This is a genomic window from Enterobacter sp. ENT03 (genome assembly GCF_019218745.1).
Classification (GTDB): Bacteria; Pseudomonadota; Gammaproteobacteria; order Enterobacterales; family Enterobacteriaceae; genus Enterobacter_D.
The window spans coordinates 559,855-584,711 of the sequence record NZ_JAHUXA010000001.1; the positions used below are offsets into that span (position 1 = coordinate 559,855).

23 protein-coding genes are annotated in these 24,857 nt (G+C 56.8%); 15 read left to right on the forward strand and 8 right to left on the reverse strand.

Annotation, left to right across the window (positions count from 1 at the left end):
* Window positions 1–125: 125 nt before the first annotated feature.
* Both clpA and clpS read right to left on the reverse strand, forming a co-directional pair.
* Window positions 126–2,402, reverse strand: a complete 2,277-nt coding sequence (gene clpA / locus KW828_RS02695; protein ID WP_218334873.1) for an ATP-dependent Clp protease ATP-binding subunit ClpA — start codon at window positions 2,400–2,402, stop codon at window positions 126–128.
* A gap of 28 nt (window positions 2,403–2,430) precedes the next feature.
* The gene (gene clpS, locus KW828_RS02700) at window positions 2,431–2,751 is read right to left on the reverse strand and encodes an ATP-dependent Clp protease adapter ClpS (protein ID WP_072568010.1); all 321 of its coding nucleotides are present in this window, start codon (window positions 2,749–2,751) and stop codon (window positions 2,431–2,433) included.
* A gap of 327 nt (window positions 2,752–3,078) precedes the next feature.
* Between clpS and cspD the strand changes: the two genes are divergently transcribed.
* Window positions 3,079–3,318, forward strand: coding sequence for a cold shock-like protein CspD (gene cspD / locus KW828_RS02705; protein ID WP_218334874.1), 240 nt, complete (start codon window positions 3,079–3,081; stop codon window positions 3,316–3,318).
* Window positions 3,319–3,384: 66 nt separating this feature from the next.
* Here the strand turns inward: cspD and macB are convergent, their stop codons facing one another.
* Both macB and macA read right to left on the reverse strand, forming a co-directional pair.
* Complete coding sequence (macB, locus tag KW828_RS02710; RefSeq protein WP_218334875.1) at window positions 3,385–5,331, reverse strand: macrolide ABC transporter ATP-binding protein/permease MacB; 1,947 nt, start codon at window positions 5,329–5,331, stop codon at window positions 3,385–3,387.
* On the reverse strand, window positions 5,328–6,443 hold the full coding sequence (gene macA / locus KW828_RS02715) for a macrolide transporter subunit MacA (RefSeq protein ID WP_218334876.1): 1,116 nt from the start codon (window positions 6,441–6,443) through the stop codon (window positions 5,328–5,330). The genes macB and macA overlap by 4 nt, the downstream gene beginning before the upstream one ends.
* 159 nt (window positions 6,444–6,602) lie before the next feature.
* On the opposite strand from macA, the gene KW828_RS02720 reads away from it, so the two are divergent.
* Window positions 6,603–7,556 (forward strand): VirK/YbjX family protein, encoded by a 954-nt coding sequence (locus KW828_RS02720; RefSeq protein WP_218334877.1) that lies wholly within the window; start codon window positions 6,603–6,605, stop codon window positions 7,554–7,556.
* On the opposite strand, the gene KW828_RS02725 is transcribed toward KW828_RS02720, so the two are convergent.
* Window positions 7,553–9,205 carry an ATP-dependent endonuclease gene (locus KW828_RS02725; protein WP_218335358.1) on the reverse strand — a complete coding sequence of 551 codons (1,653 nt, stop codon included), beginning with the start codon at window positions 9,203–9,205 and terminating at the stop codon, window positions 7,553–7,555. The genes KW828_RS02720 and KW828_RS02725 overlap by 4 nt on opposite strands.
* A gap of 201 nt (window positions 9,206–9,406) precedes the next feature.
* On the opposite strand from KW828_RS02725, the gene KW828_RS02730 reads away from it, so the two are divergent.
* The 3 genes from KW828_RS02730 to hcr all read left to right on the forward strand — a co-directional run bounded on the left by KW828_RS02730 (window position 9,407) and on the right by hcr (window position 13,082).
* Entirely contained in the window at window positions 9,407–10,306 is a 900-nt protein-coding gene (locus KW828_RS02730; RefSeq protein ID WP_218334878.1) for a lysine exporter LysO family protein, read from the forward strand.
* A gap of 144 nt (window positions 10,307–10,450) precedes the next feature.
* Window positions 10,451–12,103, forward strand: a complete 1,653-nt coding sequence (gene hcp, locus KW828_RS02735; RefSeq protein WP_218334879.1) for a hydroxylamine reductase — start codon at window positions 10,451–10,453, stop codon at window positions 12,101–12,103.
* Window positions 12,104–12,113: 10 nt separating this feature from the next.
* Window positions 12,114–13,082, forward strand: coding sequence for an NADH oxidoreductase (hcr, locus tag KW828_RS02740; protein WP_218334880.1), 969 nt, complete (start codon window positions 12,114–12,116; stop codon window positions 13,080–13,082).
* 89 nt (window positions 13,083–13,171) lie between these two features.
* Here hcr and KW828_RS02745 read toward each other — a convergent pair whose 3' ends face one another.
* Window positions 13,172–13,606 (reverse strand): DoxX family protein, encoded by a 435-nt coding sequence (locus tag KW828_RS02745; protein WP_218334881.1) that lies wholly within the window; start codon window positions 13,604–13,606, stop codon window positions 13,172–13,174.
* A 152-nt stretch (window positions 13,607–13,758) separates the two neighbouring features.
* Between KW828_RS02745 and poxB the strand changes: the two genes are divergently transcribed.
* The 4 genes from poxB (at window position 13,759) to KW828_RS02765 (ending at window position 19,070) form a co-directional block, all read left to right on the forward strand.
* Window positions 13,759–15,477, forward strand: a complete 1,719-nt coding sequence (gene poxB, locus KW828_RS02750; protein ID WP_218334882.1) for a ubiquinone-dependent pyruvate dehydrogenase — start codon at window positions 13,759–13,761, stop codon at window positions 15,475–15,477.
* Between the two features lie 38 nt (window positions 15,478–15,515).
* The gene (gene ltaE / locus KW828_RS02755; RefSeq protein ID WP_218334883.1) at window positions 15,516–16,517 is read left to right on the forward strand and encodes a low-specificity L-threonine aldolase; all 1,002 of its coding nucleotides are present in this window, start codon (window positions 15,516–15,518) and stop codon (window positions 16,515–16,517) included.
* 10 nt (window positions 16,518–16,527) lie between these two features.
* Window positions 16,528–17,946, forward strand: a complete 1,419-nt coding sequence (locus KW828_RS02760; RefSeq protein ID WP_218334884.1) for an SDR family oxidoreductase — start codon at window positions 16,528–16,530, stop codon at window positions 17,944–17,946.
* A gap of 110 nt (window positions 17,947–18,056) precedes the next feature.
* Window positions 18,057–19,070 carry an NAD(P)-dependent oxidoreductase gene (locus tag KW828_RS02765; protein ID WP_218334885.1) on the forward strand — a complete coding sequence of 338 codons (1,014 nt, stop codon included), beginning with the start codon at window positions 18,057–18,059 and terminating at the stop codon, window positions 19,068–19,070.
* A 4-nt stretch (window positions 19,071–19,074) separates the two neighbouring features.
* Here KW828_RS02765 and KW828_RS02770 read toward each other — a convergent pair whose 3' ends face one another.
* Together KW828_RS02770 and KW828_RS02775 are read right to left on the reverse strand one after the other, a co-directional pair.
* Window positions 19,075–19,905 carry an N-acetylmuramoyl-L-alanine amidase gene (locus KW828_RS02770; protein WP_218334886.1) on the reverse strand — a complete coding sequence of 277 codons (831 nt, stop codon included), beginning with the start codon at window positions 19,903–19,905 and terminating at the stop codon, window positions 19,075–19,077.
* Window positions 19,905–20,225 (reverse strand): heavy metal-binding domain-containing protein, encoded by a 321-nt coding sequence (locus tag KW828_RS02775; RefSeq protein ID WP_072567997.1) that lies wholly within the window; start codon window positions 20,223–20,225, stop codon window positions 19,905–19,907. The genes KW828_RS02770 and KW828_RS02775 overlap by 1 nt, the downstream gene beginning before the upstream one ends.
* Before the next feature lie 105 nt (window positions 20,226–20,330).
* Here KW828_RS02775 and KW828_RS02780 point away from each other — a divergent pair, with 105 nt between their 5' ends.
* From KW828_RS02780 to artJ, 6 genes are all read left to right on the forward strand, one after another.
* A complete protein-coding gene (locus tag KW828_RS02780) occupies window positions 20,331–20,846 on the forward strand; it encodes a lipoprotein (RefSeq protein ID WP_218334887.1) in 516 nt (171 codons plus the stop codon).
* A 221-nt stretch (window positions 20,847–21,067) separates the two neighbouring features.
* Complete coding sequence (gene artP / locus KW828_RS02785) at window positions 21,068–21,796, forward strand: arginine ABC transporter ATP-binding protein ArtP (protein WP_218334888.1); 729 nt, start codon at window positions 21,068–21,070, stop codon at window positions 21,794–21,796.
* A gap of 19 nt (window positions 21,797–21,815) precedes the next feature.
* Complete coding sequence (gene artI / locus KW828_RS02790; RefSeq protein ID WP_088219801.1) at window positions 21,816–22,547, forward strand: arginine ABC transporter substrate-binding protein ArtI; 732 nt, start codon at window positions 21,816–21,818, stop codon at window positions 22,545–22,547.
* A gap of 6 nt (window positions 22,548–22,553) precedes the next feature.
* Entirely contained in the window at window positions 22,554–23,270 is a 717-nt protein-coding gene (artQ, locus tag KW828_RS02795; protein WP_088219802.1) for an arginine ABC transporter permease ArtQ, read from the forward strand.
* Window positions 23,270–23,938, forward strand: coding sequence for an arginine ABC transporter permease ArtM (artM, locus tag KW828_RS02800; protein WP_218334889.1), 669 nt, complete (start codon window positions 23,270–23,272; stop codon window positions 23,936–23,938). The genes artQ and artM overlap by 1 nt, the downstream gene beginning before the upstream one ends.
* Before the next feature lie 151 nt (window positions 23,939–24,089).
* Window positions 24,090–24,821 carry an arginine ABC transporter substrate-binding protein ArtJ gene (gene artJ, locus KW828_RS02805; protein WP_218334890.1) on the forward strand — a complete coding sequence of 244 codons (732 nt, stop codon included), beginning with the start codon at window positions 24,090–24,092 and terminating at the stop codon, window positions 24,819–24,821.
* The last annotated feature ends 36 nt before the right edge of the window (window positions 24,822–24,857 follow it).

Below are 24,857 nucleotides of genomic sequence, written 5' to 3' on the forward strand. Positions count from 1 at the left end.
GCTACGCCTTCACTGGCGTATAACAGATTAAAGGTCGGGCAATCCCGGCCTTTTTTATTTGCCGCGAAAAAGAGCAGGCATAAAAAAACCGGGTTTTCACCCGGTTTTGTTTTATTTAAACGCGATTAGTGCGCGGCTTCGGCTTTGTGCTTTTGCGCACTCTGGAAGCCGTAAGTCAGTTCATTTTTCTCTTTATCCAGCGCCACGGTGACCTGACCACCGTCCACCAGAGAACCAAACAGCAGTTCGTTGGCGAGCGGTTTTTTCAGGTTATCCTGGATAATACGCCCCATCGGACGCGCACCCATGGCACGGTCATAGCCTTTCTCGGCCAGCCAGTCACGCGCTTCCTGACTGACTTCCAGCGACACGCCTTTCTGATCCAGCTGCACCTGAAGTTCGACGATAAATTTGTCGACCACCTGATGGATAACCTCGGTAGAGAGGTGATCGAACCAGATAATATTGTCGAGACGGTTACGGAATTCCGGGGTAAAGATCTTCTTGATCTCGCCCATCGCATCGGTGCTGTTATCCTGATGGATAAGACCAATGGATTTGCGTTCGGTTTCACGTACCCCGGCGTTGGTAGTCATCACCATCACCACGTTACGGAAATCGGCTTTACGCCCGTTGTTATCGGTCAGCGTACCGTTGTCCATTACCTGCAGCAGCAGGTTAAAGACATCCGGGTGCGCCTTCTCGATTTCATCCAGTAACAGTACCGCATGCGGATGCTTGATCACCGCGTCGGTTAACAACCCGCCCTGATCGAAGCCGACATATCCCGGAGGCGCACCGATCAAACGACTGACGGTGTGACGTTCCATATACTCGGACATATCAAAACGCAGCAGCTCGATGCCCAGTGCTTTCGACAGCTGCACGGTCACCTCGGTTTTCCCGACCCCGGTTGGCCCGGCGAACAGGAAAGAACCAACAGGTTTATGATCTTGTCCCAGACCGGCACGGCTCATCTTGATCGCTTCGGTTAAGGCTTCAATCGCTTTATCCTGCCCAAAGACCAGCATTTTCAGGCGGTCGCCGAGGTTTTTCAGCGTATCGCGATCGCTTTGCGAGACGCTCTTCTCAGGAATACGTGCGATACGGGCAACAACCGATTCAATATCCGCCACGTTAACGGTTTTCTTACGTTTGCTGACCGGCATCAGACGCGCACGCGCGCCCGCTTCGTCAATCACGTCAATCGCTTTATCCGGCAGGTGACGGTCATTGATGTATTTCACAGCCAGTTCCACCGCCGCACGCACCGCTTTCGCGGTATAACGCACGTCGTGGTGCGCTTCATACTTCGGTTTCAGCCCGTTCAGGATCTGCACGGTTTCTTCAACAGACGGCTCGGTAACGTCGATTTTCTGGAAGCGACGCGCCAGCGCACGGTCTTTCTCGAAGATATTGCTAAATTCCTGATACGTAGTAGAGCCCATCACGCGGATTTTCCCGCTGGAGAGCAGTGGTTTGATCAGGTTTGCGGCATCCACCTGGCCACCCGACGCGGCACCCGCACCGATAATGGTGTGGATTTCGTCGATGAACAGAATGCTGTTGGTATCCTGCTCCAGCTGTTTTAACAGCGCCTTAAAGCGTTTCTCGAAGTCGCCACGGTATTTGGTGCCGGCCAGCAGCGAACCAATATCCAGCGAGTAGACGGTACAGTCGGCCATAATTTCCGGCACGTCGCCCTGCACGATCCGCCAGGCGAGGCCTTCCGCAATGGCGGTTTTCCCCACACCGGACTCACCCACCAGCAGTGGGTTATTTTTGCGACGACGGCACAGAACCTGAATGGTGCGCTCCAGCTCTTTATCGCGGCCGATCAGCGGGTCAATTCCGCCAACACGAGCAAGCTGATTAAGATTGGTGGTGAAGTTTTCCATACGTTCCTCCCCCCCTGCCTGCTCTTCAGTATTAGGTTGGTTGCCGGGTTCGGACGACTGGCCTGGCTCATCTTTACGCGTACCATGTGAAATGAAATTCACAATATCAAGACGGCTGACTTCATGTTTGCGCAGCAGATAGGCTGCCTGCGACTCTTGTTCGCTGAAAATAGCGACAAGCACGTTCGCACCGGTAACTTCATTGCGACCGGATGACTGAACGTGAAAGACCGCGCGCTGCAACACACGCTGGAAACTGAGCGTCGGTTGGGTATCACGCTCCTCTTCGCTGAGCGGCAGCACGGGTGTGGTTTGTTCGATGAAGGCTTCAAGTTCCTGACGCAGTGCGACCAGGTCCACGGAGCACGCTTCAAGTGCTTCGCGAGCTGATGGGTTACTGAGCAACGCCAGTAACAAGTGCTCTACGGTCATAAACTCATGTCGGTGCTCACGCGCTCTGGCGAAAGCCATATTTAAACTGAGTTCCAGTTCCTGGTTGAGCATTGGGCACCCCCTCAATAGTTTGCCTTAATCAGGCTTTTTCTAGCGTACACAACAACGGATGTTCGTTCTCCCGGGCGTACTCATTCACCATCGCCACCTTTGTCTCCGCAACTTCTGCGGTAAAAACGCCACAGATGGCTTTCCCGTGATAGTGAACGGTGAGCATCAATTGTGTTGCGCGTTCTACATCATAAGAAAAGAACTTTTGTAGCACGTCAATAACAAATTCCATCGGCGTGTAATCATCGTTCATTAACATTACTTTATACATGGATGGCGGTTTTAGCGCTTCGCGCTGTTTATCTGCCGCCAGCTGGTCAAAATCCAGCCAGGTATTGGTCTTGCCCATCGCTCGTATTCATCTTGGGTTGAAGTTTCTAACAAAGCCCGCTCTGTTATTAACTTGAGTCTAGATGCATTTTGAATCTACATCATAAGTGAGATAACTATCATCTATCATTGCCATCCGCGATGGCTGTCACAAACTACGGCAATTGCGTTAACTGCTTCAAATTTTTGACTGAATCATGCTGCCCTGCACACCCTAACGCTTGACCCAAAGGCCGAAATATCTAAATTGTACAGGTCGGGAGTTGGCGACGTTTTGAACAACTGCCCTCTCTGCCACCGGTTCATTCCATCTTACTTAAATAAGATTTACGAAGGATGTCGAAGCATGGAAACGGGTACTGTTAAGTGGTTCAACAACGCCAAAGGGTTCGGCTTTATTTGCCCTGAAGGCGGCGGCGAAGACATTTTCGCTCATTATTCCACCATCCAGATGGATGGATACAGAACGCTCAAAGCCGGACAGCTCGTCCGGTTTGATGTACATCAGGGACCGAAAGGCAATCATGCCAGCCTAATTGTCCCCTTTGAAACCGAAGCCGTTGCAATCGCCGAAGCCGTTGCGTAGTCCTGCTCCGTTTCATTGTGTACAGCCTGTCAGTAAAATGCCAGCCCCACGGGCTGGCATTTTTATTTACTCGCGCGCCAGCGCATCCACCGGATCCAGCCGCGCCGCATTACGCGCGGGCAACCAGCCAAAAAGCACACCGGTAAAGGTTGAACAAATAAACGCCGTCAACAGCGCCACCGGTGAAAAACCGATCTCCCAGCCGGGGAGGAATATTTGCAGCGTAAAGGCAATCAGCATGGATAAACTCACGCCGAGCGCCCCGCCCACCAGACACACCAGCACCGCCTCAATCAAAAACTGTGACAGCACGTCACTGGCTCGCGCCCCGACCGCCATCCTGATGCCGATTTCACGGGTCCGCTCCGTCACCGACACCAGCATGATATTCATCACGCCAATACCGCCAACCAACAGCGAGATCACCGCCACCAGCGTCAGAAACAGCTGTAGAGTACGTGTGGTCTTTTCGGCCGTTTTCAAGATGCCGTCCATATTCCAGGTGAAGAAATCTTTTTTACCGTGGCGCAACGTGAGCAGCCGCGTCAGTTGCTGATCCGCCTGTTCGCTGCTGTAACCCTCTTTCACCCGCACGGTGATCGAGTTCAGCCACGACTGGCCCATGATGCGCCCTGACATCGTGGTATAGGGCAACCAGACGCGCAGAATTTTGCTGCTGCCAAACATTGACTGCTTCTCTTCCGCCACACCAATCACCGTCGCAGGCATATTGCCGACGAGGATCACCTCGCCCACCACTTTCGCTTTATTGGGAAAAAGTTGCCGCCGGGTATTGGCATCCAGCACCACCACCTGTGCGCGCCCTTTCAGCTGTTCGTCGTTGAAGGTCGCGCCTTCGCTGAAGGTCATGCCGTAGACATTAAAATATTGCCCGCTGACGCCGTTTGCGCTGGAGGCGACATCAATGCCGCCGTAGCGTAAACGCAGGCTTTGTGACACCGCAGGCGTCGCGGAGCTGACCCACGGCTGTTTCTGGATAGCGGTCAGATCGTCATATTTCAGCGACTGCTGATACTGAGGATCGTCATCGCCAAAATCCTTACCGGGATAGACATCAATGGTATTGGTGCCGATGGCGCGAATATCCGCCAGCACCAGCTGTTTGGCCGCATCGCCCACCACCACAATCGACACCACCGAGGCGATACCGATGATAATCCCCAGCATCGTCAGCAGAGTACGCATTTTGTTGGCGGCCATCGCGCGCCACGCCATGGTCAACGCTTCGCGAAAGCCGCTGCTGAACTGCCGCCAGCCGCTTTCAGGCGGGGTGTGCAGGTGCAGCTCGGCGTTTGCTGCCGGACGGGGGCGCGGGGGCGGATTGCTGATGATCTCCCCGTCGCGGATCTCAATAATGCGCTCGGCCTGGGCTGCCACCAGCGGATCGTGGGTGACGATGATCACCGTGTGGCCGTTATCACGCAACTGGTGGAGGATCGCCATCACCTCTTCACCCGAACGGGTGTCCAGCGCGCCGGTGGGTTCATCGGCGAGGATCACCTGGCCGCCGTTCATCAGCGCCCGGGCAATACTGACGCGCTGCTGCTGGCCGCCGGAGAGCTGGGAAGGCTGATAACTTTCACGCTCGCCCAGGCCTAACCGTTGCAGTAACTCATGCGCCCGCTGTAAGCGCGCTTTACGCTCGGTGCCCGCGTAGACCGCAGGCACTTCAACGTTCTGCGCCGCCGTCAGGTGCGACAGCAAATGGTAGCGCTGAAAGATAAATCCAAAATGCTCGCGGCGTAGCCGGGCCAGCGCGTCTTTATCCAGCAAGGCGACATCGCTGCCCGCCACGCGATAAGTGCCGCTGGAGGGCTTGTCCAGACAACCCAGAATATTCATCAGCGTCGATTTGCCGGAGCCGGACGCGCCGACAATCGCCACCATTTCACCCGCTTCAATGCTGAGCGTGATGCCCTTTAGCACCTCCACCTGGCCTTCACCGGAGGGATAGCTGCGGCGAATATCACGCAGTTCGAGCAACGCCGTCATGGCGTCACTCCGGGCGTGGTGGTGCCCGTCACCACTTCATCGCCCGCTTCCAGGCCTTTGGTCACTTCCACATCGGTGTCATTACGCGCACCGATAGTCACTTCACGCTCGCGGGTTTCGCCATTACGTAACAATGTGACCTTGTAACGGTTATCGCCAATGGGATCGCCCAGCGCCGACAGCGGCACAGTGAGCACGTTTTTCACGCCGGAGAGCTGAATATGCACCTGCGCGGTCATCTCCAGACGCAGCACGCCTTTCGGATTCGGGACTTCAAAACGGGCATGATAGAAAATCGCATCGTTCACCTTTTCTGGCGTTGGCAGAATATCTTTCAGCACACCTTCGTAGCGGGTCAGCGGATCGCCCAATACGGTAAACCAGGCCTTTTGCCCCGGCTTCAGATGGATCACGTCGGCTTCTGAAACCTGCGCTTTCACCAGCATCGTGCTCATATCCGCCAGCGTCAGAATGTTCGGCGCCTGTTGCGCGGCGATCACCGTCTGGCCCTGCAGAGTGGTGATTTGCGTCACTTCACCGGCCATTGGCGCGACAATGCGCGTGTAATCAAGGTTGGTTTTAGCGGTATCGAGTGTCGCCTGGTTGCGCTTGATTTGCGCGTCGATGGTGCCGATCTGCGCCTCTTTTACCGCCAGTTCCGTGATGGCTTTATCCAGATCCTGACGTGATACCGCCTGGGTTTTCGCCAGCTGCTGCTGCCGGGTCAGCGTCACCTGCGCCAGCCGTCTTTCGGCATCGGCCTGACGGCGCTGCGCGCGCAGCTCCATCAGCGTCGCTTCTACCTCTTTGATCTGGTTCTGCGCCTGTTCAGGATCGATAACGCCCAATAACTGATCTTTCTTCACCTTGTCGCCGATATTCACCGACAAGGTTTTCAACTGACCGCTCACCTGCGCGCCGACGTCCACTTTACGCAGCGCATCCAGTTTGCCGGTCGCCAGCACGCTTTGCTGTAAATCAGCAGGCCGGACAATCAGCGTCTGGTACTGCGGCAGCGGTGCGTTAAGCTGTCGCCACAGCCAGAATCCGGCCACCAGCACCAGCACGGTCAGCAACAATAGAATCTTCCTGCGTTTTCCCTTGAGCTTCATTATTCATTCCAGTAATTGAGCTGACTTCAGTAAAGACCAATTCTACCTAAACGGTGAATCAACGGCACCCCACCTTTATTTTATCTCGCGATCCCATTGAGGTGGCGTTGATACTGCCCTTGCTGAAATGAAAACCCGGTTATCACGCGCAGGTTTATCATGTCCACGTTCGTTGCCACACCGCCGTCCTCATTGCCGCAACCCAAAACAGGCTGGCAGCTTTTTCGCCATTTAGCCACCGGCAGGCTGACGCCGGGTCTGGCCTGGCAGGATCCGGCCTACCGGCGGAAGTTTATGCTTCGCTCGCTGGCGGCCCCCTTTGCAACTGCAAAGTGGCTGTCCATCCTGGTCAGACAACCGCGCCTGTTGTCGCTGCTGGACGTGCAACCGGGTTTACCCTGTCGTCTGCATCGCCCGTGGTTATCCGTGACGACCACACGCCAGACGGCGATTGACGCGCTGAGCTGGCATTATCAGAGCCTGATGCAGCAGTTACCTGCGGCGGTGCTTAACGGCTATCTTTCCCGTCAGGGCGTAACGCTGGCCACCCTCACCGGTAAAGACGAGCAGCACTATCAACTGCGGCTGTGCGCGGATGCCATGGTGGATAAAGAGGGTGAAGCGACGCTGGTATTTTGCAATGCAGAGCAGACGGTGCTGGCGGGGCTGACCTTTACCCTCTGCCGCCTCAATGACCGCCATACGCTCTACATTGGCGGCTTACAGGGGGCAAAGGCGCATGTCGATCATCAACAGATCCAGCTCGCCACCAAAGCCTGTCACGGTCTGTTTCCGAAGCGTCTGCTGGTGGAAGCGGCGATGGCCATGTGTGAAAAGCTGGCGGTGCAGCAGATCCTCGCGGTCAGTAATAACACGCATATTTATCGCAACTGGCGTTACCGCCAGAAAAAGCAGGACAAACTGCACGCCGATTACGACAGCTTCTGGCTGTCGCTGGGCGGGGAGCCGACCTCCGCGGGCGATTATCAGATGCCGCTGACCCTGCCGCGCAAGCCGATGGCGGAGATCGCCAGTAAAAAGCGCGCCGAGTATCGCCGCCGTTACGACCTGCTGGACAGTTTGCTGGTGCAGGTGCAGCAAGTGATGCGTTAGTCTGCCCGCCCGCGTGCCAGCCACAACACGCGGGAAAACATCTTGCGCAGCAGGCCGGGCACGGCGTCCACGCCGCGACGCCCCGCCTCCATCGCCACTTCTATCGCCAGATCCGGTTTCGATGAGCGGTGAATGGCTTTAATGATCACCCGCCGCATATTCATCGGCACGTTTTCCGGTAGCTGCGCCACCCGGTGATAAACGTCAGCAAAGCCCTCGCGATACATAAAATGTTCCATGTCCATTGCCGGTAACGCCGTCAAATGATCGCGCTCCTGATCGCCATCCAGCATACTGCGGGCGGTAGCGGCATATTTTTTCCCCGCCTCGTCACCGTCCACCAGCACGTGCCACTCGATGCCCATCCGGCGGGCAAATTTAATCAGCGGCTTAAGGCCAGACTGCGCAAACTCGATCACTTTGATGCCTTCGGCGTCAAAGTGGTGACCACACTGGCGTGCCAGTTCGCTAATCACCCAGGTTTCGGTTTCCCCCTCCACCAGCAGCCAGCAGCGGGCAAACAGCGAGGAAGGCCGGTTGGCGCGGATATGAAAGGCAATGCGGCGGCTGTCTTCTGCGTTCATGCCACCTGGCCCCAGTCGCCAGGCGGCGATGCGTGAGGAGCCGCGCACCAGCCGACAGACATGCTCCACCGGCGTCAGCGACAGCAGCTCGCCGGAGTTGGTCGTGGTGATACGCTGCAACGGCAGCAGGTTCAGCAATTGCCAGGCCACCGACAGCATAATCGGGTGCAGGCGGGTTTCGGGATCTTCAATCAGCAGCAGCGGCCTCGCATCTTTGTCGAGGTGGACGGTGCCTTTCGCCTGCAAAAGCGTGGAAAACAGGCCAAGTAAAATGACCCGATGGCTGCGTCCGCCGGGTTTGTCGATCATGCGGTTGATGATGTCGAGATAGCGCCAGCTGCGCTGTTCATCATGTGAGTGACGGCGCATCAGCCGATACCGCGCCTGGCTACTCCCCTGCTCGGCAAAATAGTGCTCCAGCAGTTGCACCATCGCCGTCAGGCCGTGGCGGATCTGACCGTCACTGAGATTCTGGGGGCGCGACACCAGTTCGCGGGCAAGGAAATCAAGCTGGCGGGCGGTGACATCCACATCCGGGACGTCCGGCACCGTGCCGTTGCGAATGCGGCGCATAAAGCGGGCGTCACGCAGGCGCAGCACCGGCATCAGGCGCACCAGATGCCGCGCCTGCTCGTCGATGTCAGTCAGCGGCAGCAATTGCCCTTTGGCATCCAGAAAGCCGCGTAACGTCATCACGCTGCCGTCTTCCGCCAGCTCGCCTTCCAGCCGGTAAAAAATACGGTAATGCCCGTCGTCACCGGCGGCCCAGCACCCGGAAAGCGGCCGATAGCGGCGGCCATGCCGGTGCCCCGGTTCGCTTTCGCGGAAGGTCAAAATAATATGCAGATGGTGCTCCCGCCCCAGCACATCCCCCGGCGGAAACCAAAAATCATCGCGCGTGAAATGGTAAAGCGTGGCATCGGGAGAGAGTAGCAGCGTCAGCGCATCCAGCAGACTGGATTTGCCCCAGGCATTTTCGCCGATCAGCACGTTATTTTGTTCCAGCAGCAGGGATAATCGATTAATGCCGCGAAATCCGGTTATTTCAACGCGTTCCAGAAACATCATTTCTCCCGCAAAATAGCGCTCCATGATGTGAAACAGTATAGCGGGACGGCAGCAAGTAAACTGTGGCGCTGTCCGGGAGAATAACCGCGCCATGCAATTGCATAATTTTTCTTTATTTTTGCTTCTTTACTCACTTAAGCGGATTGAGTAGTGTGTTACGGCGCGCTTTCATTTCAATGCAAAGGATCCAGGCTGTTCATGTTATCAGGACTACTCATCATACTTATCCCGCTGATTGTGGGTTATCTCATTCCCCTGCACCACACCGCCGCCCTTAAGCTGATTAATCGCTTATTAAGCTGGATCGTTTACGTCATTCTGTTTTTTATGGGGATAAGCCTGGCCTTTCTCGATAATCTGGCGACCAATCTGCTGGCGATATTGCATTATTCCGCGGTCAGTATGGTGGTTATTTTGCTGTGTAATATTGCGGCCCTGTTATGGCTTGAGCGCGCCCTGCCCTGGCGTCATCAGCACCAGCAGGAGAAATTACCCTCGCGCCTTGCCATGGCGCTGGAATCGCTCAAGCTGTGCGGCGTGGTACTGCTCGGTTTTATTATTGGCCTCAGCGGGCTGGCATTTTTGCAGCACGCCACCGAAGCCAGCGAATATACGCTGATTTTCCTGCTGTTCCTGATTGGTATTCAGCTGCGTAATAACGGCATGACGTTAAAACAGATTGTCCTTAATCGCCGCGGAATGATTGTTGCGGTGGTGGTGCTGTTAAGCTCACTGGCGGGCGGCATTATTAATGCGCTGATCCTCGGGCTGCCGCTGAAAACCGGTTTAGCGATGGCCTCCGGCTTCGGCTGGTATTCACTCTCCGGGATCCTGCTGACCGAATCCTTTGGCCCGGTGATTGGCAGCGCCGCCTTTTTTAACGACCTGGGCCGTGAGCTGATTGCCATTATGCTGATCCCGGCGCTGGTCGGCCGCAGTCGCTCTACCGCGCTGGGGTTATGCGGCGCCACCTCAATGGACTTTACGCTGCCGGTGCTGCAACGCAGCGGCGGTGTGGAGATGGTGCCCGCCGCCATTGTGCATGGTTTTGTGCTCAGCCTGCTCGTCCCGCTGTTAATGGCCTTTTTCTCCGCCTGATACCCCTTCGGCGGTAGTTCGCTACCGCCTGAAATTGCGTTAAATCAATCTCTGTGCAAGTAGTCCTACAAATCGCTTTAAACCCCTGCGCTCGCGGCATAACCTTAAACATGCATTTTAAATATAACTTATAAAGGTGTGATCATGTTTTGTGTGCAATGTGAGCAAACTATCCGTACTCCGGCTGGCAACGGCTGTTCTTACGCGCAGGGGATGTGCGGTAAAACCGCAGAAACCTCTGATCTCCAGGATCTCCTGATTGCGGCGCTGCAAGGGTTATCCGCCTGGGCCGTAAAAGCCCGCGATTACGACATTATCGACCATGAGATCGATAACTTTGCCCCGCGCGCTTTCTTCTCGACCTTAACCAACGTTAACTTCGACTCGCCGCGCATTGTTGGCTATGCCCGCGACGCCATCGCCCGACGCGAGGCGTTAAAAGCGCTGTGTCTGAGCATCGATCCGGCGGCCCGCGTGGATAACCCGATGGCCGACCTGCAACTGGTGAGCGACGATCTCGGTGATTTACAGCGCCAGGCAGAAGCCTTCACCCCGAACAAAGACAAAGCCGACATCGGCGACAATATTCTTGGGCTGCGCCTGCTGTGCCTGTACGGCCTGAAAGGGGCGGCGGCCTATATGGAACATGCTCACGTGCTGGGTCAGTACGACAACGCCATCTACGCGCAGTACCATAAAATCATGGCGTGGCTTGGCACCTGGCCTGCGGATATGAACGCCCTGCTGGAATGTTCGATGGAAATCGGCCAGATGAACTTCAAAGTGATGAGCATCCTCGACGCCGGTGAAACCGAAACCTACGGCCATCCGACGCCGACCCAGGTGAACGTCAAAGCCACCGCCGGTAAATGTATTTTGATCTCCGGCCATGACCTGAAAGATCTCTATAACCTGCTGCAACAAACCGAAGGCACCGGCGTGAACGTCTACACCCACGGCGAAATGCTGCCGGCGCACGGTTACCCGGAACTGCGTAAATTTAAACATCTGGTGGGTAACTACGGCAGCGGCTGGCAGAATCAGCAGGTGGAATTCGCCCGCTTCCCTGGTCCCATCGTGATGACCTCTAACTGCATCATCGACCCGACGGTCGGTGCTTATGACGATCGTATCTGGACGCGCAGCATCGTCGGCTGGCCAGGCGTGAGTCACCTCGAAGGTGATAATTTCGCACCGGTGATCGCCCAGGCACAGCAGATGGCGGGCTTCCCGTTCAGTGAAATTGAACACCTGATCACCGTAGGTTTTGGCCGTCAGACGCTGCTTGGCGCGGCGGATACGCTGATCGACCTGGTGAGCCGCGAAAAACTGCGTCACATCTTCCTGGTCGGCGGCTGCGACGGCGCGCGCGGCGAACGTAACTACTTCACCGATTTTGCCACCAGCGTGCCGGAAGATTGCCTGATCCTCACCCTCGCCTGCGGGAAATACCGTTTCAACAAGCTGGACTTTGGCAACATCGAAGGGCTGCCGCGTCTGGTGGATGCGGGTCAGTGTAACGACGCTTACTCGGCGATCATTCTGGCAGTAACGCTGGCAGAAAAACTGGGCTGTGGCGTGAACGATCTGCCGCTGTCGCTGGTGCTCTCCTGGTTTGAACAAAAAGCGATTGTCATTCTGCTGACGCTGCTGTCACTCGGCGTCACCAATATCGTCACCGGCCCGACCGCGCCAGGCTTCCTGACGCCGGATCTGCTGGCGGTACTGAATGAGAAGTTTGGTCTGCGTTCTGTCACCACCGTGGAGCAGGACCTTCAGCAACTGCTGAGCGCGTAAGGAGAAGGATATGACGATGCCCGTAGCCCAATGCCCATGGCGTATGCAGGTTCACCACATCACCCAGGAAACGCCGGATGTGTGGACGCTTTCGTTGTTATGCCATGACTACTACCCGTACCGTGCGGGCCAGTATGCGCTGGTCAGCATCCGTAATTCCGCCGATACGCTGCGCGCCTATACGCTCTCCTCAACGCCTGGGGTCAGCGAATACATCACGCTGACCATCCGTCGTCTGGAGGGCGGTACAGGTTCAGAGTGGCTGACTCGCGACGTGAAGCGCGGCGACTATCTGTGGCTCTCCGACGCGCAGGGGGAGTTTACCTGCGATAACGAACCTAACGATCGTCTGCTGTTGCTGGCCGCGGGCTGCGGGGTGACGCCCATTATGTCGATGCGTCGCTGGCTGGCGAAGCATCGCCCTGACGCCGATGTGCAGGTGATTTTCAACGTTCGCTCACCGGAAGATGTCATTTTTGCCGACGAGTGGCGTCATTATCCGGTGACGCTGGTCGCGGAAAACAACGCCACCCACGGTTTTGTGTCCGGACGCCTGACCACGGAGCTGCTGAAATCTGTGCCGGATCTTGCCTCGCGCACCGTTATGACTTGCGGTCCGGCACCGTACATGGATCTGGTGGAAAAAGAGGTGAAAGCGCTGGGCGTGACCCGCTTCTTTAAAGAGCAGTTCTTCGTTCCAGCGGCCGCCGCCGCGACGGGCGGGCTTAAAATCAGCAAGCTGCAACCGGCACGGGATTTTTATGCGCCGGTCGGCAGCACGCTGCTGGAAGCGATGGAAAGCAACAATGTGCCGGTTAATGCCGCTTGTCGTGCAGGCGTATGCGGCAGCTGTAAAACGCGGGTTATTTCGGGGGAGTACAGCGTGACCAGCAGCATGACGCTGAGCGATGCGGAAGTGGCAGAAGGCTATGTGCTGGCCTGCTCCTGTCATCCGCAGAGTGATGTAGTGCTCGCCTGATAAAAAGAGCCGGGTGGCGGCTTACACCGTACCCGGCTTGCATGTGGTTGCCGGTAGGCCCGGCAAGCCTGCGCCGCCGGGCACTTCTATTAACGCCATTCCGGGGTCGGCGCGACGGAATACCGCCCTGCGCCTAACATCGCGACGGCAATGGATGCCACAAAGAAATAGACCAGGCTTTCGATCGCCCACGCGCCGGTCACATCCAGCGCGCCGGTTTTGTTAATGCCGACCATCAGCCACGCCACCACCATCGTTAAAGCAATGCCCAGCGCCGCCGGACGGGTCAGTACGCCGAGGATGATCAGCAGCGGACACAACACCTCTCCCAACAGCACGCCGTAGGCGATAAAACCCGGCAATCCCTTCGCCACCAGCATCCCGCTGATGCCATCAATCCCGTCGAACAGCTTGTGCAGTCCATGAAACAACATTAGCCCGCCCACCGTCAGACGCAGTAAAAACTTGCCACCATCTTCATGCGCAAACATTCTGTTAACTACATTTAACATTGATTTAACCATCTGAAATGATTCCTGTTTTCGTTGTGTCAATTGCAGACTATTCTTAAAAACCCTGGAAATAAACCCCCATTTCAGATGGGGTTGATAAAAGTGTGACGGCCATTTTCATCTACGCTTGTTAACGAGACTTTTTAACAAGGACACCAGACATTATGAAACAGACCGTAGCCGCATTTGTCGCCAAAACCCTCGAACAGGTAGGCGTAAAACGTATCTGGGGCGTTACCGGCGATTCCCTGAACGGCTTAAGTGACAGCCTCAACCGCATGGGCACCATTGAATGGATGCCGACCCGTCATGAAGAGGTTGCGGCCTTTGCTGCCGGAGCCGAGGCGCAACTGACCGGCGAGCTGGCGGTCTGTGCCGGTTCCTGCGGGCCGGGCAACCTGCATCTGATCAACGGCCTGTTTGACTGCCATCGCAACCGCGTGCCGGTGCTGGCGATTGCCGCGCATATCCCTTCCAGCGAAATCGGCAGCGGCTATTTCCAGGAAACTCACCCGCAAGAGCTGTTCCGTGAGTGCAGCCACTATTGCGAACTGGTTTCCAGCCCGGAACAGATCCCGCAGGTGCTGGCCATCGCCATGCGCAAAGCCATTCTCAACCGTGGTGTGTCGGTGGTGGTCCTGCCGGGCGACGTCGCGCTACAGGCTGCGCCTGAAAGCGCCAGTACTCACTGGTACCACGCGCCGCAGCCGGTGATCACGCCAACCCTGGAAGAGTTGAAAAAGCTGGCGCAGCTGTTACGTTACTCCAGCAATATCGCCCTGATGTGCGGCAGCGGGTGTGCCGGGGCGCACCCGCCGCTGATTGAATTCGCCGCAAAACTAAAAGCGCCAATTATCCACGCCCTGCGCGGCAAAGAGCATGTGGAGTACGACAACCCGTATGACGTCGGTATGACCGGTCTGATCGGTTTCTCCTCCGGCTTCCACGCGATGATGAACGCCGACACGCTGATCCTGCTCGGCACCCAGTTCCCTTACCGCGCGTTCTATCCGACCGACGCCAAAATCATTCAGATCGATATTAATCCCGCCAGCATCGGCGCACACAGCAAAGTGGACATGGCGCTGATCGGCGACATCAACGCCACGCTCACCGCCCTGCTGCCGCTGCTGGAGGAGAAAACCGACCGCCGCTTCCTCGACAAAGCGCTGGACGATTATCGCGATGCGCGTAAAGGCCTCGACGATCTGGCAAAACCGAGCGAAAAAGCGGTGCATCCGCAATACCTCGCACAGCAGATCAGCCACTACGCCGATGACGACGCCATTTTCACCTGCGACGTCGGCACGCCAACCGTGTGGGCAGCGCGTTATCTGAAGATGAACGGCAAACGCCGTCTGCTCGGCTCCTTTAACCACGGCTCAATGGCGAACGCCATGCCACAGGCGCTGGGTGCAAAAGCGACAGCGCCGGACCGTCAGGTGGTGGCGATGTGCGGCGACGGCGGCTTCAGTATGTTGATGGGCGATTTCCTGTCGGTGGTACAGATGAAGCTGCCGGTAAAAATCATCGTCTTTAACAACAGCGTGCTCGGTTTTGTGGCGATGGAGATGAAAGCGGGGGGGTATCTGACGGACGGCACCGCGTTGCAGGATACCAATTTCGCCCGTATTGCCGAAGCCTGCGGCATTACCGGTATTCGCGTCGAGAAATCCTCGGAAGTGGACGACGCCCTGCAGCGCGCTTTCGCCATTGACGGCCCGGTGCTGATCGATGTGGTGGTCGCAAAAGAAGAACTGGCGATGCCGCCGCAAATCAAACTGGAGCAGGCCAAAGGCTTCAGCCTGTATATGCTGCGCGCGATCATTAACGGGCGCGGCGACGAGGTCATGGAACTGGCGAAAACCAACTGGCTCAGGTAAAACAGAAGGACAATTCTGAGTCAAAATAAGGAAATGCCGTGATCGACTTACGCAGTGATACCGTCACCCGTCCAGGGCGCGCCATGCGTCGTTATATGATGGCCGCCCCGGTCGGGGATGATGTGTACGGGGATGACCCCACCGTGAACGAACTTCAGCGCTACGCGGCGGAACTCAGTGGCAAGGACGCTGCGCTGTTTTTACCTACCGGCACCCAGGCCAATCTGGTGGCGTTGTTAAGCCACTGCGAGCGCGGCGATGAGTATATCGTCGGCCAGGGCGCGCATAATTATCTGTATGAAGCCGGCGGTGCTGCGGTGCTCGGCAGTATTCAGCCGCAGCCCATTGATGCCGCACCCGACGGCACCCTGCCGCTGGATAAGGTGGAGGCCAAAATCAAAGCCGATGATATTCACTTCGCCCGTACGCGTTTACTGAGCCTGGAAAATACCCACAACGGCAAAGTGCTGCCGCGTGAGTATTTGCAGCAGGCCTGGGAATTTACCCGCGAAAAAGGTCTGGCGCTGCATGTGGATGGCGCACGTATTTTTAACGCCGTGGTGGAGTACGACTGCGCGCTTAAAGACATCACGCAATATTGTGACTCGTTCACCATTTGCCTGTCGAAAGGCCTCGGCGCGCCGGTGGGCTCGCTGCTGGTGGGGAGTCATGAATACATCCAACGTGCCGTGCGCTGGCGCAAAATGACCGGCGGTGGCATGCGTCAGGCAGGCTTGCTGGCGGCAGCCGGTCTGTATGCGCTGAAAAATAACGTCCAGCGCCTGAAGGAGGATCACGAGAACGCGGCCTGGCTGGCGGCGCAGTTGCGTGACATCGGCGCGGACGTCAGCCGTCAGGAAACCAATATGCTGTTTGTGCGGGTCGGCGACAACGATGCCGCGGCGCTGGGCGAGTTCATGCAGGCGCGCGGCGTGTTGCTGAACGCCTCGCCGGTGACGCGTCTGGTGACGCATCTTGACGTTAGCCGTGAACAGCTGACGACGCTGGTCGCGCACTGGCAGGCCTTTCTACAACGCTAAGGAGCAGGACGTGCCGCAACGTATTCTGGTGCTCGGCGCCAGTGGCTATATCGGCCAGCATCTGGTCCATGCGTTAAGCCAGCAGGGGCATCAGATTGTGGCGGCGGCACGTCATATCTCACGGCTGCACAAACAGCAGTTGCCCGGTGTAAGTTGTCATACGGTCGATTTATGCTGGCCGCAGGATCTCCCTGCCCTGCTGAACGGCATTGATACGCTGTACTACCTGGTCCACAGCATGGGCGAAGGCGGGGATTTTATCGCCCATGAGCGGCAGGTGGCGCTTAACGTGCGTGATGCCCTGCGCGACACGCCCGTAAAACAGATCATTTTCCTTAGCTCGCTCCAGGCCCCGGAGGATCAGCAGTCCGATCACCTGCGGGCGCGGCAGCTGACCGGCGAGATCCTGCGTGACGCGGGGATCCCGGTCACTGAACTGCGCGCCGGGATCATCGTCGGCGCAGGCTCGGCCGCCTTCGAAGTGATGCGCGATATGGTTTATAACCTGCCGGTGCTGACCCCGCCGCGCTGGGTGCGCTCGCGTACCATGCCCATTGCGCTGGAAAATTTGCTGCATTATCTGCTGGCGCTGCTGGAGAATCCTGCCGCCGGACACCGGGTGCTGGAAGCCGCCGGGCCGGAGGTGCTCAGTTATCAGCAACAGTTTGCGCGCTTTATGGCGGTCAGTGGCCGTCACCGCCCGTTAATCCCCATTCCCTTGCCGACACGCTGGATCTCGGTGTGGTTTTTAAACGTGATCACCTCCGTTCCACCCAGCACGGCGAAAGCGCTCATCCAGGGCCTGAAGCACGATCTGCTGGCAGACGACCGCGAACTGCGCGCGCTGATCCCGCAGACCTTGATCCCGTTCGATGAGGCCGTTCGCCAGACGCTGAAAGAAGAAGCGAAACTGGTGAACTCCGCCGACTGGGGCTACGATCCGCAGGCCTTCGCCCGCTGGCGTCCGGAGTATGGCTATTTTGCGAAGCAGGCCGGGCACCGGGTGAAAACTGCCGCCAGCCTCGCGGCGCTGTGGGAAGTGGTCAACAGCATCGGCGGCACAGAGCGCTATTTCTTTGGCAACGCCCTGTGGCAAACCCGCGCCGCGCTGGATCGTCTGGTCGGGCATAAACTGGCTAAAGGTCGGCCCGCGGCAAAATATTTAGCGCCGGGCGATGCGGTGGACAGCTGGAAGGTGATCGTCGTTGAACCCCAGCATCAGCTGACGCTGCTGTTCGGCATGAAAGCGCCGGGGCTGGGACGCCTTAGCTTTACGCTGACAGATAAAGGCACTCATCGTGAGCTGGACGTGCGCGCATGGTGGCACCCGCATGGTATGCCGGGGCTGATTTACTGGCTGCTGATGATCCCTGCGCATCTGTTTATCTTTCGCGGCATGGCGGCGCGGATCGCGCGGCTGGCAGAATAAAATAGAGAGGAAGTCTGAATGGAAGCGGTAATCTTTCACCTTTCCCATTGCAACCTTCCGTTTTTCACGGAAGAATGCGCACGAAATTCTTTTCAACACAGTGGATTGCTATGAAGGTTCTGGTCACGGGCGCAACCAGCGGTTTAGGCCGAAACGCGGTCGAGTTTCTCCGGCAGAAAGGCGTCAGCGTCAGGGCTACGGGTCGCAATGCGGCGATGGGCAAGCTGCTGCAAAAAATGGGCGCGGAGTTTGTTCAGGCGGATCTGACGGAGCTGGTGTCATCGCAGGCCAAAGTGATGCTGGCAGGCGTCGACACGCTGTGGCACTGCTCAAGTTTTACCTCGCCGTGGGGAACCCAGGAAGCCTTCGATCTGGCTAACGTTCGCGCCACCCGCCGTCTGGGTGAATGGGCGGTGGCGTGGGGCGTGCGCAACTTTATCCATGTGTCCTCGCCGTCCGTCTATTTTGATTACCACCATCATCGGCATATTCAGGAAGATTTCCGTCCTGTGCGCTACGCCAACGAATTCGCCCGCAGTAAAGCCGCGGCGGAAGAGGTGGTGCATCTGCTGGCACAGGCGAACCCCAATACCCGTTTTACGGTGCTGCGCCCGCAGAGCCTGTTTGGGCCGCATGATAAAGTGTTTATCCCGCGTCTCGCCCAGATGATGCACCACTATCGTAGCGTGCTGTTACCGCGCGGCGGTGATGCACTCGTGGATATGACCTACTTCGAGAATGCCGTGCATGCGATGTGGCTGGCCAGTCAGGAGGTGTGCGATGCGCTGCCGTCGGGCCGGGCGTATAACATCACTAACGGCGAACCGGTGAAGCTGCGGACTATCGTGCAGCGGTTAATTGACGAACTGGATATTGATTGCCGTATCCGCTCCGTACCCTGGCCGATGCTGGATATGATCGCCCGCAGTCTGGAGCGCTTTGGCGACAAAACAGCCAAAGAACCTGCCCTGACCCATTATGGCGTGGCGAAGCTGAACTTTGATTTCACGCTGGATACGGCGCGCGCGCAGTCAGAGCTGGGCTATCAGCCGCAGGTTACCCTCGATGAAGGCATTCGCCGCACGGCGCTGTGGCTGAAAGATCACGGTAAGTTACATCGTTAATCCCTCAGCCCTGCCCGTACTTTTCCAGCAGCGCTTCGGCAATCGCCAGGCTCTGCGCGTCTGCCACACCGTCCCAGCGCGCCGGGCGGAAATGCATCTGGAATGCCACGATCACCCGCTTTTTCTGCGCGGGTGTCATCTCCGGTTTCACCTCATAGCCATACCGCGACAGCAAATCCAGCAGTTGCGCCGGGTCGACCGGTGTCGCGGGATCGCGCCCGTTTAAGTAAAACGCTACGCGGTTCTCGTCCGGCCACGCGCCTATCCCCTGCTGTGCCAGCGCCTGCCACGGGAATAACGGACCGGGGTCGTCCTTACGTTGTGGCGCGATGTCCGAGTGTGCCACCACGTTCTGCGGGAGTATGTTGTAACTATGAATGATGTTTTTCGCCAGCGGCACCAGCGCGGCAATCTGTTGCGCTTCAAACGGCGTAAAGCGTTTGCTGCCAGCGATCTTCTGCCAGCCGCGGTTTTCCAGCTCAATGCCAATCGAGGTGTCATTGATGCGCGTAGCCCCGCGCCAGAAGCTGACGCCCGCATGCCAGGCCAGATCCTGCTCAGGCACCAGTTGCCAGATACGCGGCTTACCCTGATGCAGCGGTGGACGCGCCGGGATGAGATAGTGCGAGCTGACGTGTTTGTCGGTGAGCGTGGCGAGGGAGGCGTCAAAATCGTCGGCGGTGTAGTGGATCACCAGCACTTTGATGCGCGGATACGCGGCCTGCGCCTGATGGCGCGTATCCAGTTGATACCCGGCTTTGTCCACCACGCCTTTTTCGCTGGCGCAGCCGGTGAGCAGCAGCGCCAGCGCAATCAGTCTGAACAAGCCTTTCATCAGCGGGTTTTCACCGCCGTGCCGCTGATGCTCACCATCAGCATACTGCTGTCTTTGCCGACGGTTTCATAGTCGATGTCAATGCCGACCACCGCGTCGGCACCCAGCGCTTTCGCCTGCTCTTCCAGTTCACGAAAGGCGATTTCACGGGCTTTGCGCAACTCTTTTTCATAGGCGCCAGAACGTCCGCCGACGATGTCGCGGATCCCGGCAAAGAAATCGCGGAAGATATTCGCGCCGAGGATCGCCTCGCCGGTGACCACGCCGCAGTATTTCACAATTGGCTGGCCTTCAAGCGTAGGGGTCGTTGAAAATTGCATGTTGCTTCTCCTTTTAACGTTCAGTGCCTAAACCGCGCATAATCAAACCGATACGCTATCATTGAACAGACAGTACCAATGTAGTCGGTTAATAAGGAAATCATTATGCGCTACTCATTTTTATCCGTCATTGTACCCTGCGCGCTGGCGTTAAGCGCCTGTACAACGGTAACGCCCGCATTTAAGGATATTGGCACACGCAGCGGCCCTTGCGTTGAAGGCGGCCCGGACAGTGTGGCACAACAGTTCTACGATTTTCGCATTCAGAACCGCAGCACCGATGCCACCGCGCTGCGCCCATACCTGAGCGACGATCTGGCGAAACTGCTGGCTGATGCCGGCCGTGATAACAAAAATACCGCGTTCTTGCGCAGCGATCCGTTCTCCAGCCGTACCACTCAGCCAGAGAAAGCCAGCGTCAGCAGCGCCTCAACCATCCCTAATACCGACGCCCGCAACATTCCGCTGCGCGTGACCCTCACCCAGGGCAGCCAGACGTGGCAGGATGAAGTGCTGATGATCCGTGAAGGTCAGTGCTGGGCGGTGGATGACGTGCGTTATCTGGGTGGCAATGCCCATGCCCCTGCCGGGTCGCTGCGTCAGTCTGTCGAGCATCGCTGATAAATTATGCATCATTAACGGGTTAATACTGTTAACCCCCGTAAATTGTCTGGCATTCCGCCGTGAATGCCGACATTTCTACCTGCATCACACCACGTCCAGGGGTTTGTGCTAACTTTATCACTGGATGCGCTTTATATTTACCTTTTCACGCAGAAATATTGCATAACTATTCTGTCAACGTTACTATTTGCGGCCTCAATAGCTATTAGATTGCCTCGATGAGTATTCAATTAAACGGCATTAACTGTTTCTACGGCGCCCATCAGGCGCTGTTCGATATCAACCTGGATTGCCCTGAGGGCGAAACGCTGGTGCTGCTTGGCCCAAGCGGTGCAGGCAAAAGCTCCCTGCTGCGCGTACTCAATCTGCTGGAGATGCCGCGCTCCGGCACGCTCGCCATTGCCGGCAATCAGTTTGATTTTTCCAAAGCGCCGTCTGACAAGGCGATCCGTAGCCTGCGTCAGAACGTCGGCATGGTGTTCCAGCAATATAATCTGTGGCCGCACCTGACCGTGGTGCAAAACCTGATCGAAGCCCCCTGCCGTGTGCTGGGTCTGAGCAAAGATCAGGCGCTGGCGCGCGCCGATAAGCTCCTTGAGCGTCTGCGTCTTAAACCTTACAGCGATCGCTTTCCGTTGCACCTCTCCGGTGGTCAGCAGCAGCGCGTGGCCATTGCCCGTGCGCTGATGATGGAGCCGCAGGTGCTGCTGTTTGATGAGCCGACCGCCGCGCTGGATCCGGAAATCACCGCGCAGATCGTGAGCATCATCCGTGAGCTGGCGGAAACCCACATTACCCAGGTGATCGTCACCCACGAAGTAGAAGTGGCGCGCAAGACCGCCAGCCGGGTGGTGTACATGGAAAATGGTCATATTATCGAGCAAGGGGATGCCAGCCGCTTTGCCGCGCCGCAGACCGATGCTTTTAAACACTACTTATCTCACTGATCTTTTCGGGACCATGACAATGAAAAAAGTACTGATTGCCGCCCTGCTCGCCAGTGTCAGCCTCTCTGCTGGTGCTGCCCAGACTATTCGTTTCGCTACCGAAGCCAGCTACCCTCCGTTTGAATCCACGGATGCGAACAACAAGATCGTTGGCTTTGACGTCGACCTGGCCAATGCGCTGTGTAAAGAGATCGATGCGACCTGCACCTTTACCAATCAGGCCTTTGACAGCCTGATCCCGAGCCTGAAATTCCGTCGTTTCGACGCGGTAATGGCCGGAATGGACATCACCCCGGAGCGTGAAAAACAGGTGCTGTTCACCAACGCCTACTACGACAACTCGGCGCTGTTTATTGGTCAGAAAGGCAAATTCGCCAGCATTGATGCCCTGAAAGGCAAAAAAGTCGGCGTGCAGAATGGCACCACGCACCAGAAATTCATTACGGATAAGCACCCGGAAATCACCACCGTGCCTTACGACAGCTATCAGAATGCGAAGCTGGATCTGCAAAATGGGCGTATTGATGCGGTATTCGGTGACACCGCCGTGGTAACCGAGTGGCTGAAAGCCAGTGACAAGCTGGCCGCGGTAGGCGACAAAGTCACCGATAAAGATTACTTCGGTACCGGTCTGGGTATCGCGGTTCGTCAGGGCAACACTGAGCTCCAGCAGAAATTTAACGCTGCGCTGGATAAAGTGAAGAAAGATGGCACCTACGAGAACATCTATAACAAATGGTTCCAGAAGTAATCCTTGATGAATGACATGTTCCCTTTAGCAAGCGCCGCCGGGATGACCGTCGGCCTTGCCGTTTGTGCGCTGATCATTGGCCTCGCGCTGGCGATGCTTTTTGCGGTATGGGAGTCCGTTAAATGGCGTCCTGTCGCATGGGCGGGATCGGCGCTGGTCACGATCCTGCGCGGCCTGCCGGAAATTCTGGTGGTGCTGTTTGTCTATTTTGGCTCATCACAGCTGCTGTTAATGTTGTCTGACGGCTTCACGCTCAATCTGGGCGTGGTGCAAATCCCGCTGCAAATGCAGATCGAAAACTTCGATGTCAGCCCGTTCCTTTGCGGTGTCATTGCGCTGTCGCTGCTGTACGCGGCCTATGCGTCGCAGACGCTGCGCGGCGCGCTGAAAGCCGTTCCGCTGGGCCAGTGGGAATCCGGCCAGGCGTTGGGCCTGTCGAAAAGCGCGATTTTCTTCCGCCTGGTGATGCCGCAGATGTGGCGTCATGCGCTGCCGGGGCTGGGCAATCAGTGGCTGGTGCTGCTGAAGGATACGGCGCTGGTGTCGCTGATCAGCGTAAACGATTTGATGTTGCAGACCCGCAGTATCGCCACCCGAACCCAGGAGCCTTTTACCTGGTATATCGTGGCGGCGGCCATTTATCTGGTCATTACCCTGCTCAGTCAGTACATCCTCAACCGCATTGATCTGCGCGCGACACGTTTTGAGCGGAGAGCTGACTGATGCTTGAGTATTTACCTGAACTGATGAAGGGGCTGCACACCAGCCTGACGCTCACCGTGGCGTCCATTCTGGTGGCGCTGGTGCTGGCGCTGATCTTTACCATTGTGCTGACGCTGAAAACGCCGGTGCTGGTGTGGATCGTGCGCGGTTACATCACGCTGTTTACCGGTACGCCGCTGCTGGTGCAGATCTTCCTGATTTACTACGGCCCGGGGCAGTTCCCGACGCTACAGGAATATCCGCTGATCTGGCATCTGCTGTCGGAACCCTGGCTGTGCGCGCTGATTGCCCTGTCACTTAACAGCGCCGCCTATACCACGCAACTGTTTTACGGGGCGATCCGCGCCATCCCGGACGGCCAGTGGCAGTCCTGCGGCGCGCTGGGCATGAGTAAAAAAGATACGCTGGCGATCCTGCTGCCGTACGCTTTTAAACGCGCCCTCTCCTCCTATTCCAACGAAGTGGTATTAGTATTCAAAAGCACCTCATTGGCCTATACCATCACGTTGATGGAAGTCATGGGCCACGGGCAGCTGCTGTATGGCCGGACGTATGATGTGATGGTATTCGGCGCAGCCGGCCTTATCTATCTGATAGTTAATGGCTTGCTGACGCTGATGATGCGTTTGATCGAGCGTCGGGCGCTGGCCTTTGAACGGCGTAATTAAGTCGTAAAATCAGGCGGGGCAACCCGCCTTTTTTACATCCGTGAAAATATAATTAATCATAAATATTGCATATAAATTCATTAACTGGCATTGTTAGCCCCATGCCGCAGACACGGTAAAAACAATAAGACTGACAGACAGGAGCTCCACCATGAAAAAGTTAGTTCTGGCCGCTATCCTTGCCACCTTTGCAGCCGGTGCCGCTGCCGCCGACAAAATCAGCTTCGGCGTTTCCGCTACTTATCCGCCGTTTGAGTCCCTGGATGCCAGCAATCAGATCGTCGGTTTTGATCTCGATTTAGCGAAAGCGCTGTGTAAACAGATGCAGGCCGAATGCACCTTCACAAACCATGCCTTTGACAGCCTGATCCCGGCGCTGAAGTTTAAAAAATATGACGCGGTGATTTCCGGTATGGACATTACGCCGGATCGCAGCAAGCAGGTGGCCTTTACCGAGCCGTACTACGCCAACTCAGCGGTGGTGATCGCCAAAAAAGGCGCGTTTAACTCTTTTGAAGAGCTGAAAGGGAAACGCATCGGCATGGAAAACGGCACCACGCACCAGAAATATCTGCAGGATCAGCATCCGGAAGTGAAAACCGTAGCCTATGACAGCTACCAGAATGCGATTATCGATCTGAAAAATGGCCGTATCGATGGCGTGTTTGGTGATACCGCGGTGGTAAACGAGTGGCTTAAAACCAACCCGCAACTGGGTACCGCCACGCCGAAAGTGACCGATCCGCAGTACTTCGGCACCGGCCTTGGCATTGCTGTACGTCCGGATAACAAGGCGTTGCTGGAAAAACTGAATGCCGCGCTGAAAGCCATCAAATCCGACGGCACTTATCAGAAAATCAGCGATCAGTGGTTCCCGCAGTAATACGCCCTTCCCGCCCGGCGGCGCGTCGCTTGCCGG

Bases quoted from the DNA above. Each gene is read 5' to 3' on its own strand.
- clpA (WP_218334873.1), bottom strand. From the start codon at position 2,402: ATGCTCAACCAGGAACTGGAACTCAGTTTAAATATGGCTTTCGCCAGA.
- clpS (WP_072568010.1), bottom strand. From the start codon at position 2,751: ATGGGCAAGACCAATACCTGGCTGGATTTTGACCAGCTGGCGGCAGAT.
- cspD (WP_218334874.1), top strand. From the start codon at position 3,079: ATGGAAACGGGTACTGTTAAGTGGTTCAACAACGCCAAAGGGTTCGGC.
- macB (WP_218334875.1), bottom strand. From the start codon at position 5,331: ATGACGGCGTTGCTCGAACTGCGTGATATTCGCCGCAGCTATCCCTCC.
- macA (WP_218334876.1), bottom strand. From the start codon at position 6,443: ATGAAGCTCAAGGGAAAACGCAGGAAGATTCTATTGTTGCTGACCGTG.
- KW828_RS02720 (WP_218334877.1), top strand. From the start codon at position 6,603: ATGTCCACGTTCGTTGCCACACCGCCGTCCTCATTGCCGCAACCCAAA.
- KW828_RS02725 (WP_218335358.1), bottom strand. From the start codon at position 9,205: ATGTTTCTGGAACGCGTTGAAATAACCGGATTTCGCGGCATTAATCGA.
- KW828_RS02730 (WP_218334878.1), top strand. From the start codon at position 9,407: ATGTTATCAGGACTACTCATCATACTTATCCCGCTGATTGTGGGTTAT.
- hcp (WP_218334879.1), top strand. From the start codon at position 10,451: ATGTTTTGTGTGCAATGTGAGCAAACTATCCGTACTCCGGCTGGCAAC.
- hcr (WP_218334880.1), top strand. From the start codon at position 12,114: ATGACGATGCCCGTAGCCCAATGCCCATGGCGTATGCAGGTTCACCAC.
- KW828_RS02745 (WP_218334881.1), bottom strand. From the start codon at position 13,606: ATGGTTAAATCAATGTTAAATGTAGTTAACAGAATGTTTGCGCATGAA.
- poxB (WP_218334882.1), top strand. From the start codon at position 13,759: ATGAAACAGACCGTAGCCGCATTTGTCGCCAAAACCCTCGAACAGGTA.
- KW828_RS02765 (WP_218334885.1), top strand. From the start codon at position 18,057: ATGAAGGTTCTGGTCACGGGCGCAACCAGCGGTTTAGGCCGAAACGCG.
- KW828_RS02770 (WP_218334886.1), bottom strand. From the start codon at position 19,905: ATGAAAGGCTTGTTCAGACTGATTGCGCTGGCGCTGCTGCTCACCGGC.
- KW828_RS02775 (WP_072567997.1), bottom strand. From the start codon at position 20,225: ATGCAATTTTCAACGACCCCTACGCTTGAAGGCCAGCCAATTGTGAAA.
- KW828_RS02780 (WP_218334887.1), top strand. From the start codon at position 20,331: ATGCGCTACTCATTTTTATCCGTCATTGTACCCTGCGCGCTGGCGTTA.
- artP (WP_218334888.1), top strand. From the start codon at position 21,068: ATGAGTATTCAATTAAACGGCATTAACTGTTTCTACGGCGCCCATCAG.
- artI (WP_088219801.1), top strand. From the start codon at position 21,816: ATGAAAAAAGTACTGATTGCCGCCCTGCTCGCCAGTGTCAGCCTCTCT.
- artQ (WP_088219802.1), top strand. From the start codon at position 22,554: ATGAATGACATGTTCCCTTTAGCAAGCGCCGCCGGGATGACCGTCGGC.
- artM (WP_218334889.1), top strand. From the start codon at position 23,270: ATGCTTGAGTATTTACCTGAACTGATGAAGGGGCTGCACACCAGCCTG.
- artJ (WP_218334890.1), top strand. From the start codon at position 24,090: ATGAAAAAGTTAGTTCTGGCCGCTATCCTTGCCACCTTTGCAGCCGGT.